Annotated in this window: 8 protein-coding genes; 6 read left to right on the top strand and 2 right to left on the bottom strand. The window is 41.2% G+C overall.

What is annotated here, in order from left to right; all coding sequences use genetic code 11:
* Nucleotides 1-332: 332 nt before the first annotated feature.
* The 3 genes from HP439_RS06725 (at nucleotide 333) to HP439_RS06715 (ending at nucleotide 2,229) form a co-directional block, all read left to right on the top strand.
* Complete coding sequence (locus HP439_RS06725; protein ID WP_172389575.1) at nucleotides 333-899, top strand: Crp/Fnr family transcriptional regulator; 567 nt, start codon at nucleotides 333-335, stop codon at nucleotides 897-899.
* Nucleotides 900-953: 54 nt separating this feature from the next.
* Nucleotides 954-1,439: a DoxX family protein gene (locus tag HP439_RS06720; protein ID WP_172389574.1), complete on the top strand. Its 486-nt coding sequence runs from the start codon at nucleotides 954-956 to the stop codon at nucleotides 1,437-1,439.
* Between the two features lie 316 nt (nucleotides 1,440-1,755).
* Nucleotides 1,756-2,229 (top strand): GNAT family N-acetyltransferase, encoded by a 474-nt coding sequence (locus HP439_RS06715; protein WP_172389573.1) that lies wholly within the window; start codon nucleotides 1,756-1,758, stop codon nucleotides 2,227-2,229.
* A gap of 8 nt (nucleotides 2,230-2,237) precedes the next feature.
* Here the strand turns inward: HP439_RS06715 and HP439_RS06710 are convergent, their stop codons facing one another.
* Together HP439_RS06710 and HP439_RS06705 are read right to left on the bottom strand one after the other, a co-directional pair.
* A complete protein-coding gene (locus HP439_RS06710; RefSeq protein WP_172389572.1) occupies nucleotides 2,238-3,593 on the bottom strand; it encodes an ATP-binding protein in 1,356 nt (451 codons plus the stop codon).
* A 276-nt stretch (nucleotides 3,594-3,869) separates the two neighbouring features.
* Nucleotides 3,870-4,091 (bottom strand): metallophosphoesterase family protein, encoded by a 222-nt coding sequence (locus HP439_RS06705; protein ID WP_246229293.1) that lies wholly within the window; start codon nucleotides 4,089-4,091, stop codon nucleotides 3,870-3,872.
* Nucleotides 4,092-4,590: 499 nt separating this feature from the next.
* On the opposite strand from HP439_RS06705, the gene HP439_RS06700 reads away from it, so the two are divergent.
* The 3 genes from HP439_RS06700 (at nucleotide 4,591) to HP439_RS06690 (ending at nucleotide 12,089) form a co-directional block, all read left to right on the top strand.
* Nucleotides 4,591-7,785 carry a SusC/RagA family TonB-linked outer membrane protein gene (locus HP439_RS06700; protein WP_172389571.1) on the top strand — a complete coding sequence of 1,065 codons (3,195 nt, stop codon included), beginning with the start codon at nucleotides 4,591-4,593 and terminating at the stop codon, nucleotides 7,783-7,785.
* An 11-nt stretch (nucleotides 7,786-7,796) separates the two neighbouring features.
* A complete protein-coding gene (locus HP439_RS06695; RefSeq protein ID WP_172389570.1) occupies nucleotides 7,797-9,608 on the top strand; it encodes a RagB/SusD family nutrient uptake outer membrane protein in 1,812 nt (603 codons plus the stop codon).
* A gap of 126 nt (nucleotides 9,609-9,734) precedes the next feature.
* Complete coding sequence (locus HP439_RS06690; protein ID WP_172389569.1) at nucleotides 9,735-12,089, top strand: outer membrane protein assembly factor BamB family protein; 2,355 nt, start codon at nucleotides 9,735-9,737, stop codon at nucleotides 12,087-12,089.
* Nucleotides 12,090-12,601: the final 512 nt, after the last annotated feature.

Below are 12,601 nucleotides of genomic sequence, written 5' to 3'. Positions count from 1 at the left end.
AGCTGGTCAAAAAGTGAAACTTCCCCCAGTTTTTTAGGGGTCTAAAACTTTTGAGTGACAAATCGAGAACACAGGAAAATCTTGTTTTTTTAATATTTCGCATTGATGCATTGTTATTTATTAAGAAAGTTTGCTTCGCTCCAATTAAGTAGCATGTTTCTTAATAAAGACGGCAGCTCTTTTTATTGGTACGTGTTCGACGAAAGTCGAGTACCCCGCATACATATAAAAATTACTTACTAATTTTACAGTACTGGACGCGAAAGAAAGATTGCTCTTGACCAGTTGTGATGAAATTTGGCTAACTGAAAATATATTAAGACACTTGAGTGATGGAACAAATACGAAAATACTTTGAAAGATCCATTTCAATTACAGACGATGAATGGCGTGTATTTTCATCCAAACTGATATGTCAAAAATATCCTAAGAAACAAAAGCTACTAGACATTGGCGAGACTGAAGATTACCTTTCTTTTATAGAAAAAGGAATTCTGCGGTTCTATATTCCCAAAGAGGAAAGCGATTTTACGTTTTCCTTTTCATTTGATGATGAATTCGCCAGTGCCTATGACTCCTTTCTGACTCAAAAGCCCAGCAAATATGTTGTTGAGACGCTAACTGAAGCTGTGCTTTGGCGGATTTCCTATAAAGACTTACAACAAATTTATCGCCAGACGAAAATAGGAAACGAGATAGGACGACTAGCTAGTGAGAAATTATACCTAGAAAACATTGAGCGCGAACTATCCTTGCTGACATTAACAGCGGAGAAGCGTTATTTACGACTGTTTACAGAACAGCCACGACTGCTAAGGCAAATTCCATTGAAGTATATTGCGTCCTATATTGGTATTACGCCGCAGGCGTTGAGCAGAATACGTCGTCAAATTTCTTAACAATTGTTCATTGTTTCTTTTCGGCTAACAAAGCAACTTTGTAAAAAAAACGTTATGCCCGAAATCATTTTGCCAATCGTATTTTTCATGTCCCTGTTTATTTTAATGATAATGAACAAAGGACTTCAGTATGCTCTCTCCGCACGCATAGCAATGGCGACAATGCTTGTAATCACTGGGATTGCACATTTTTTCTACACGGAAGGTATGACAATGATGTTGCCCGATTTTATACCTTACAAACGGACAATTGTTTATGCAACAGGAGTCATAGAAATTATAGCCGCCATTGGGATGCTCCTGCCAAAATATCAAAAGTTTACCGGCTGGTTCGTCATTTTATTTTTCGTACTGATCCTTCCGTCTAATATTTATTCAGCTATTCAGCATGTAAATATGGAAGCGGGTACTTATGATGGGGAAGGGTTAAGCTATCTTTGGTACCGGATTCCATTACAATTGGTTTTTATCGGTTGGGTCTACTTTTCCTGTATAAATCAGATCAGCCTGAGATCGAATAAGTTTTCATCGCAGCGATAATAGGATTGCTATAGCACGGTCAGTGTATTCGCTTTCAGTGCGGCGGTTTGCTATTGTTTTTTATTTTAAATGAAGTTCATCAACCACGGTATTCAAGCATTAAATAAATCGTAGAATAAGCCATTGTACCAGCAATAGTGAAAATGGCAATATTTATTTTTGTTAATTAAAGAAACGATTTGTGAGTCATCAATAGGTGTTATATTTTTGACCAAAATAAATTCTGGGGATAGTTAAGGCTTATCCCTGTCTCCAGTAAGGAGCATACAACGAAGGAATATCTTTTCAATCCATATAACAAACAAACTAAACGATTATGATCGTAAATAAAGAGCTCGAAATTGTGCTTATTAAAAGCAATTTTCCATATGAAATTTTATTACTGGCTGATGAGACCATTGACGCGATAAACAAATATATCTTCGATTCTGTCGTGTATGGAGTCAATAAAAATGATAAAATGATAGCCGCATTTTGCTTGCTTAGAGTTGATGAGACGACGATTGAGATCAAAAATATTGCTGTAGTTGACGAGTTTCGAAATAAAGGAGTTGGAAGTGAGATAATTCGTTATGTTAAAAAAATATGCAAGGACACGTATTCAACGATTACTGTGGGAACAGCGGATAACGGAATTAATCAGATAAGGTTCTACGAAAGAAATGGTTTTGAAAAGTATGATACGATAACGAATTTTTTTATAGAAAACTATCCCGATCCTATATATGAAAATGGTATCCGACTAAAAGATATGATTTTGTTAAAATTCCAGGAGACAACTGTACACTAATATCGATTTTACAACCGTTGTGTGGTAAGCCATTCTGCGTAAAGTGGCAACGATGTACCTAGATAATAGGGGAGGTTCAATAGCAAGTACGGTTTTTTCCCACGCGTGACCGCTCTTTCTATACTAAAGCTGCCCGCATACATTCTGATTGCGTAAGGATGATCAGATGCCTCGATAAATTGATGTAGAGATTTCAAACTCCCAGTACTCCCGGATTTGATTTCTATTGGAATCACAATTCCACGATGAGGATATAGTAGGTCCACTTCGGCGCTTGACTGTGCCTTTTCTCTAACCCAAAAGTTTGGCGTCGGTGCAGTTGTGTTGTAGATAGATATAAGCTCTTGTATAACTAGATGTGGTATAACCGCTCCTTTGTAGGCATTATTAAGATCGTTCATAGCCAGCATCTGGGCTTGGATTCCCAATGTATAATTTATAAGTCCAGTGTCTAGAAATTGTAAGCGTGGCGATTTTTTTAGGTCGGCCTTCAACGGCGGTGTTAGATCTGTAGTAGGATATATCAAACGTATGATTTTCGCATCGTTAAGCGTTCTGAATGCTTCGCCAACTTCCCTTGATTTATAATTTGAATTACCAAAACCCTGGAATTTTACGCGTTCATCCAAAAATAACGGAGAAGTATCCATCAAATGTTTGATGACTTTTCTCTCGGTGTCGCTGCTGGTATACTTCTCAACATCGTTCTTGTATGTTCCCCATATGCTTTCATAAATCCCAGGTAAATCTGCGAGGCTTTTCGTTTGGATATCTCTTTTTACTACTTCCGGCATTCCTCCGATAATTGCATAACGGTGGAAGGCTTCCATGAGCAGGGTATGGGCGATTGGTTTTACAGGGGCTGTAATTAAATGTTTTAATAATTCTTGCTTTCCTATCGCTTCCAAGTATTCGGTAAAGTTGAGTGGATGTAGATACATGAATTCTACTCTTCCAACTGGAAAGCTTTGGACTTTTCGGATGGCAAATTCTAACAATGATCCTGCGCTGATAACATGGAGTTGTGGTATTTCTTCGTAGAAATACCTTAGCAATTGGATCGCTTTTGGACTTTCCTGTATTTCGTCGATGAATAAAAGTGTTTCGCTAATCGCTGAAGATGGAATACCGTTTGCTAACGATAAAGCTTCAATGATCGTTTGAACATCGTCGAAATCATCAAAGTAACGGCGATCATTTGGTTTCTCCAGATTAAGAACGATAACATGCTTATAGTTTTTTGCAAAATCTTTAATAAGCGTCGTTTTGCCGACCTGACGTGCACCCCTTATGATCAATGGCTTTCTATCGTCACTTTTTTTCCATTTTTCTAGTTGTATTTCTAGCGCTCTTTTGAATTCCATTTTAAGCTTTTTGTAATGTAATAAGGGTAAATATCTAAAATTGTTGTAAAGGAATAAGGGTAAATATAGCTATTTATTGTATCAAAATAAAGGTAGATATATTAATTTGTTGTGTAAGGGTTGATGTCATACGATGCCCGCTTGCGATTAATTGACCTGTACAAGTTGGCGGATACAAATATTATGACCCGAAAAATTTAAAAACAGGTATTATTACAGTTAAAATCTCCAGATTGTCCCACTGTGTCTGAACAACATTGGGATTATCGTTTCAGCTTAAATTCCATAAGGAGTTCGCTTTAGGGTGAGTACGGTAACCTCCGGCCATACGCCTATTCGACCTTTCAGACCGTGATAGCCAAACCCTCTATTCACGTAAAGATATCTGCCTTCGCTGTTATATAGGCCTGTCCATTGCTTGTACATATATTGAATGGGGCTCCATTTAAAGCTGAAAAGTTCTATTTCAAACTGCACGCCATGGGTATGTCCCGCCAAGGTAAGGTGGATATGTTGGTTGTGGTCTAAGGTGACTTCGTCCCAATGTTACGGATCATGCGACATGAAGTTACGTACCGGTAGAAGGAAAAGAAGAAGAAAAATTGAAAATAGGATCCTCGTTTTCATTTTATTTTTCTATTTAATCCTCACTATGTTTATTGATACTAAACAATTCTAGTTGCTCATGCTCGAGCAAGATAGAAAAAAATAACAATTTATTAATCCTATTTTTTTACAAAAGCTAAACATCATTTGTTTATTTGTATCCGATATGTCGGTTGTGTCTATTCTGTGTTTAGTATTTGTTAATTAAAATTCAAATCATTATTATTGTTGGAACAAACTATTATGATACAGTAATGACCAATATTGTAAACTTAAATCCGGAGGTGAAAATGGAGAGATAGACGCGCTTATCTACAAAAAGAAGATGATAACATCTTTCTTATCGGGAAGCAAAAGCATAATTTCTTAATTAACTCAATAGTACTAAAACATGAAAAATATTCTTATTGGCAGGGGGGCTCGCCCTTCTGTTCAGATAGCGTCGGGTATGTTGTTGGCTGCACTGGCCTTTTCGAACAATTTGGCGCACGCTTCGCTTACACCCTATGAGGTAGCCATTGCTGAAGAGCAGATATCGGTAACCGGGGAAGTTAGCGATGACTCAGGCCCGCTTACAGGCGTGTCGGTTTACGTTGTGGGACAGACATCGATTTCGACTTCAACAGATAGCGAGGGCCGCTTTTCTATTCAAGTTCCGACAGGTGGCAGCTTGCGTTTTACTTTTATGGGATATGACGCGCAAGAGATCGTCGCGTCTGAAAATATGCGTGTTGTCCTCAAACAGAGTACGAATGTATTAGACGAAACAGTCGTTATAGGTTACGGAACACAAAAGAAAATAAACCTGTCAGGTGCTGTCGATAATATTGACCAACGTTTTTTGGAGAACCGCCCCATTACCAATGTGGGATCGGGACTACAAGGGGCGATGGCCAATCTAAATATCACTCCGACAAGTGGGCGGGCAAACAGTGCGCCTGGGATCAATGTTCGGGGCTTTACGTCGCTATCCGGCGGGGGACCTCTGATTGTCATTGATGGAGTTCCGGCGACGAACGAGGAACTCAACCGTATGAATCCGATGGATATAGCGAATGTTACCGTATTAAAAGATGCTGCCTCCGCGGCGATTTATGGAAGTAGGGCGGCATTTGGTGTGGTCTTAGTTACTACAAAAGCAGGATCGAGTGAAAAAATTGTGGTATCCGCCAATAGTATGCTTGCTATTAAAGGAATTACTCGCACGGTCGATATTGTTGATGATCCCTTCAAGGTGATGACCTACCGTAATATGATGTCTACCCCTTGGTACAATCTTTATGATGAAAGGATGTTGGAGTACGGGAAGCAACTTAGTGAAGACCCAAGCCTACCTCGTGTTATCGTAGATCCTCAAAACCCGAACCGCTATATCTATTTAGGATCGACAGATTGGTTTGGAGAGGTGTATAAGGACGCGCAACCGGCCTACACCAATAATTTGAACATTTCTCAAAAAACAGATCGATCTTCATATTACATTTCCGGGGAGTATTATCGTCAAGATGGGATGTTACGCATTTCTCCGGATACCTATGACCGTTATAATTTTCGAGTGAAAGGAGATTATAAGCTGTTAGATTGGCTGACCGTCAGTAGCAATACATCTTATACAAACGACAAATACGATCAACCAACAGCTATTGATCAAGGTTACCTTTATTGGCATAATGTCAACAGACAGGCTAGCTTAAGTACAATTTATAATCCCGATGGCAGCTATACACAAGAAGGAGCGAGTATGATCGGCGCTGTCGCAGAGGGAGGAAGAAGCATCCGAAGAGTTGGCGACTTGCAGCTTAATTTTGGCGCCAAAGTCGATATCTTGAAAGATGTCTGGACATTGAATGCTGATGCAACCTTCCGGCGGACATCTGAAAACTCTCATCGTTTCGATTTTCCATTGGAATACAGTACTGGACCGGGAGTAACTAATATGCAAAGTTTCAATTCTTTTGCATCTAATAACCACGGTTCAACTCGTTATAATGTTTATAATATCTATTCACAATTCAAAGAAACATTAGACGACCACTATTTCTCAGTAATGCTCGGGTTCAACCAGGAAGAACGTATTTATGAAGGCTTTAATGCCTCGCGTGATATGCTTATTTCGGGTTCACTACCGACGATCGAACTGGCGACCGGTGAAACGCCTACTGTAGGAGCGAGTAACTATGATTGGGCTGTTCGAGGTGCTTTTGCGCGCTTGAACTATATTTACAAGGACAAATACATTTTGGAATCTAACCTACGCTATGACGGTACTTCTCGTTTTCCCAAACAGGACCGTTTCGCTTTTAATCCTTCGGTTTCCGCGGCTTGGGTATTGTCTAATGAGTCCTTTTTTCAGCCGTTACAGCCAATCTTTAGTAACGCAAAGCTACGCGCTTCCTATGGCTCGCTAGCGAATCAGGATTTACGGGATAACTACTACCCTTACATAGCCACTATGCAAAATAGTAGCGGAATCGTGTTGGACGGAAAGCGTCCTCCGGTGGTATTAAGTCCCGGCTTGGTATCCTCTTCGTTGACTTGGGAAACCATAACTTCAACAAACTTTGGGGTGGATCTTGGTTTTCTATCGAATAAATTAACGCTTAGTGGAGATATCTATCGGCGTTACACCAAGGATATGTTGACCGCGGGAAGAACTCTCCCTGTTATCCTTGGTACGTCGGTGCCGCTTGAAAATGCCGCAGATTTAGTCACCAAAGGTTGGGAACTTACATTAGGCTACAATGACAATTATGATGTCGGCGGAAAATCGTTGCAATTTTCTGCACGTTTTAATCTTGCAGATAGCCGTACGTTTATAGAAAAATTTAATAACCCGAAGAACAACCTCAGTGACTATTATGTTGGAGGAGAAATCGGGGATATATGGGGATTAACCACATTGGGATTCTTCCAAACAGCTGAGGAAATCGAAAATCATGCTGATCAAACCGCTGTTACGTCCTATCCTGGTACCAGATCGTTAGAACCCGGTGATCTTAAGTTTGCCGATTTGAACGGCGATGGAAAAGTGGATAAAGGTGACAATACTTTGGATAATCCTGGTGATTACAAGATTATTGGTAATACTAGGCAACGTTATAACTTTGGCTTGGATCTGAGTTCATCATGGAATGGCCTAGACCTTCGAGTATTTCTACAGGGAGTCGGAAGACGCCATTATTATCCGGGCGGTGGTGATCACTATTTCTGGGGTGTTTATGCTCAACCTTGGGCAAGTCTCACCGAATTTAACCTGGACCATTGGACAGCGGAGAATCCGAATGCGTATCTGCCGCGACCGAAATCGTATGTGGCAGAACAGGGTGGAATCGAGCTGGCCGCACCTCAAACTAAATATCTTCAAAATGCCGGATACCTACGTGTGAAGAACGTTACCCTTGGATATAGTTTACCGCACACGTTGACCAACCGCTGGGGACTTGAAAGAATCAGGATTTTTGTTAGTGGTGAAAACTTAATGGAATTTAGCAGCCTGATGAAGTATCTGGATCCGGAGATAGTGGGAGACAGAACGGCCTATCCGTTCCAACGAACTTACTCAATGGGACTTAATTTAAACTTCTAATATCAGTATTTATGAAAGCATATATAAAGAATATCGCAAAAGGTCTAGCTGGTTTTGTGATGCTGGCAACAGCGATTGGTTGTAACGATGATTTTATGGATCGTGTTCCGACGACTTCGGTTTCTGTTGAAAGTTTTTTCAACACGACCTCAGACCTGAAAGCATATAGCGATGGCTTCTATTCGTCCCTTTCATCCCCAATATTGGATGCGGGGTCGGATAATCTTGCCCATCACAATTCCGGGAGCACTATCGACCAAATCATGCGGGGAGGGATAACGCCGCAAAATGCGTCGGTTTGGAGCTGGACAGCACTTCGGAGTATTAATTTCTTTTTGGAGAATTGTAATAAAGTAACAGGAGATCCGGCTGAGGTCAATCACTATATTGGTATTGCCCGCTTTTTTCGTGCCCGATTTTATATTGACAAAGTACGTACCTACGGCGATGTTCCTTGGTATGGCAAAACGATGGGGACTTCGGATATTGAATTGCTGCACAAGCGGCAAGATCCGCGGACTCTTGTCGTTGATTCCATTATGGCGGATTTGGAATTTGCTGTAAGCAACATCAAGCCAGAGGGGCATAAATCGACAGTTACAAAATGGGCAGCATTGGCGCAATTGGCTCGATTTGCATTGTACGAAGGGACCTACCGAAAATATCATGATTACCTTGGTCTAGAGAACACAGCAAACGATTTTCTCGAGAAAGCAGTAGGGGCATCGGATGAAATTATGACAAATGGAGGTTTCAGCATAAGCAAGACTGGTGGTGCGGCTAGAGCGTATCGTGAGTTGTTTATTAGTGAAAATCTTCAAGCAAATCCGGAGGCAATTTTCTTTATTGATTACGACAGGGATCTTAATGCCCGGCGTAATGCGCATACAGTTTTGGACTACGAGTGGGCATTGAGTCAATCTTTAATGGAAACCTATCTCATGGCGGATGGGAGCAGGTTTACCGATCAGGCAGCGTATAAAACCAAAGATATCGATGCCATTTTTGAAAACCGTGACCCTCGTTTGTCGCAAACATTTATGGTTCCTGGTTTTAAGCCGGTTAACGCTGAAAATCCCCATCGTTTGAAGCCTACATTGGGCGGATATAACCAGATCAAGTTTTATCCAGAAGTAGCCGATATGATCAGTTGGGAAGCGGCTTATACGGATGCATTTATATTTCGTTATGCAGAGGTCCTATTAATTTTTGCCGAGGCGAAGGCCGAGTTAGGACAATTGAATACACAGGAGGATCTCGACCGGTCAGTCAATTTACTGCGTGAACGCGTCAATATGCCCAAAATGGTTCTTGGTCAGATTCAAGGTGCAGTAGATCCTGTACTTCAGTCTTATTACCCAAATGCGAAAGGAACAAACATCGGAACTATTTTAGAAATCCGAAGAGAGAGGCGTATTGAGCTCGCTGCTGAAGGTTTCAGACAAGGCGATATATTTAGATGGCAGGTCGGTGAACGTCTAGCCGATCAACAACAAGGGATGTATGTGAAACAGCTCGGAGCGATGGATGTTACCGGAGATGGGAAAGTTGATATCGCTATTCTGCGTTCTTCCTCCGAGGTGGGACCGATAGCTTCCTTACCTGATGAGGTAAAGAAAGGTTTGACACTCTATTACTTAAAAGACAGTAACGGAAACAATGCAAGTTTTTATTTAGAAAATGGTACGAGCGGGCATATCATGTTTTCTGTTGCCAGGGACAATAAAAAGAATTTTGAGGAGCCTAAGCATTATTATTATCCAATTGCGAATAGTGAAATGGTATTGGATGGGAGTAATCTAGTGCAGTCCCACGGATGGTAAAACAGGTAAAAATGAAAACCCAAGTCATCTTAATAGTCTATAAGTTGTTTTAATCGTACTTTAGGGATCGTCTTTCGCAATTGTCTTAGACAGATTAACGAAACGATCCCATTTTTCTATATCTAAATGAAAATTTTTATCAGTATATTATTCAGTGTTCTCACCGTGAATCTATCAGCTCAGGCTGTACACGGTATCGTTTTTCAAGATGGTAATGCAAATAAAAAGCATGAGGAAAAAGAACCGGGACTGCCATCAATTCGTATTTCTGATGGCTATAATGTCGTTCAGACTGATGCAAACGGAACCTTTGCAATTACACCAGATCCTAAAGCTCGTTTTCTTTTCGCGACGGTTCCTTCGGGGTATAAAGCCAGTACGAAATTTTACATGAAAATTGATCCGAATGCCAACAGTTTTGCTATTGGTTTAACGCCAGATGAAACCCAGCATAACGATAAACTCGATTTTATACAGATAACGGATACAGAAACGCCACTGTACGGACCGTGGATAGACAATGTAAGGGCGTATGCCGATAATAACAATATGCCGTTGATTATGCACACGGGAGATATTTGCTATGAACCGGGAATGCGTTTTCATGCGCAACAAGTGAACAGCGAACTTATGGGACGACCAGTTTATTACGCTGTTGGTAATCATGATTTGGTTAAGGGTGAGTATGGCGAAAAGTTGTTCGAAGACTTATTCGGCCCAACCTACTATTCTTTTGAAGCCGGTCCTGCTTACTTTGTCGTTACCCCGATGTGGGGAGGCGATTTTGCTCCTAGTTATACCAAAGATCAGGTTATAGCTTGGTTAAAGAAGGATCTGGCCCTCAAGGACAAGAGCAAGCCACTCATTTTTATAAACCATGATTTCAGTATAGGTCCCGATTTCGTGTTGAAAGGAGAGAAGGAGCAGATAGACCTCAAGCAGTACAATCTTAAGGCTTGGCTTTTTGGTCATTGGCATAATAACTATGTGTTCAAACGTCCTAAACTTGGGGTGACGGTTATATCTACAAATGCGCCCAACAAAGGCGGGATAGACCATGCGGCCGGTCAGTTCCTGCATATCGAAATCAACAAAAATGGTGTCAATAAAATCACACCTATCTATACGAATTTAAGAAGCCGGATACACTTGCTTCATCCTGTTGCGCCAACAAAGAATGTTCGTTTTCTGGCAAATGTGTATGATAGCGAGCGTCAAGTAAAAAAAGTACAGGTTTGGGGGCTCGATAATCAGGGTAATAAGTTGTTTGAGACGAACTTGGAACCCAAAACGGACTGGGCCTGGGAGAGCACGGCCGCGATATCCGGGGCAAACGGGATGGTGGAAGCGCTTATAGACGTCAGGTACGGCAATGGAGAACACGAGATACGTAAACAAGAGGTATATCGTGACAGCAAGGGGTTTGAACTAAAGTGGAGTCATAATATCGGCTCTAATATCTGGAAAGTTCAGCCACTCATTGTAGAAGATAAGGTGTTGTCTGCATCTTTTGATGACGGGGCAAATGAAAGATCAGCTATTGTAGCGATGGATAGAAAGAGTGGGAAGCGACTGTGGTCTTTCAAGACGGAAAACTCCGTTAAGCAAAAGTTACACTATGCCGATGGGATCGTACTAGCCACCGATGTTGCTGGGAATGTCTACGCTTTGAATGTGCAAACGGGGGAAGTGGTCTGGGAAAAAAATATTTCTGGAGGGAGACTCCCGAGTTATGTAACTGGTGGTGTTTTGTATGACAATGTCTATTATACCGGGTATGGTAATTATCTCAGCGCATTGGATCGCGGCACTGGAAAGGAAATCTGGCGAAATACCGAATGGAATGGTGGAGAGGCAATGCCTGGGGAAATGCTAGCGACGGAAAATATTTTGTTTACCGGAGCGAACTGGAACAGTCTTTTTGCTCATAACCGAAAAACAGGTAAGTTGTTGTGGAAAAAAGGAGATGAGGGATTACGTTTTCGGAGTGGAGGAGTTGCGGTTGAAGGGAGCGAGGTGTATGCCCCGGGCTTAAATAGCTTATTGGTGCTAGATGCAGTAAGCGGTAGGACGTTAAGGAAAAAAGAATATAACCATGAGTTTAAGGTGATGGCTTCGCCGACAGTTTTGCAAAATATGTTGATCTTGCCAAATTCTACCGAAGGGGTTTCGGCGTATGATAAACAGTCTCTGGAGCGCGTGTGGAATTTTAAGACCCAAGAGGCGATGGTTTATACTTCTTCATACACAACGCCAGACCAACACAAGCTTGTGTCTACTGTAGAATCTACGGTGCAGCAGTGGAATGAAGGTTTGATTTTCGGAGCCTCGGACGGTTATCTCTATTTTCTCGATGCGGCGGGTCAGTTACTGAATAAGTATTATTTTGGGGCTCCTTTATTAGCAGATGTGACGACCGCTGGAGATGAAATTTATGTAGCCGATTTTGCCGGTAATGTGTATTGCCTGCACTACAATTAGAGCTGTTAAACGAATCATAAAATCAGACCGCTTATGGTTCGTCTGATCGATAAAATTTTATCTCACTATAATAGATGCCGAAAAGAGGGGGGCAGTTGGAAGGGGGACGTCAAGACGAAACGGTTAGTATAGTAGGATGGAAGTAATTGGCGGTACTCGAATTAGTGGCTTACGAAGGTACTTTTCGATGTTTAACTGAGCGCTTAGGTGGCTGGCAACGGAAATGAAGCAATAAAGAGGATTTCTTTAAATAAACTACAACACTAAGTCGTAAGGGGGAGCTATCCTAGCTTACGACTTTTGTTTTTTAAATACGGATAAATTTTGGCGTATTTTGGGGGCAGCATCGTTTAGGTAGGTAATAATCTTCAAGAAAATGACCTGTTTTATTGCTTATGTTGGATCGCTTACGTCTAAATTCAACGGCGTTCGTTTTAGCGTGAGTACAGTAACCTCCGGCCATACACCAATTCTACCTTTTAGACCGTGGTAACCAAACCCTCTATTCACGT

The sequence above is a fragment of the Sphingobacterium shayense genome, from assembly GCF_013179575.1.
Taxonomy (GTDB): domain Bacteria; phylum Bacteroidota; class Bacteroidia; order Sphingobacteriales; family Sphingobacteriaceae; genus Sphingobacterium; species Sphingobacterium shayense.
This window is presented reverse-complemented; position numbering and strand designations above follow the sequence as displayed.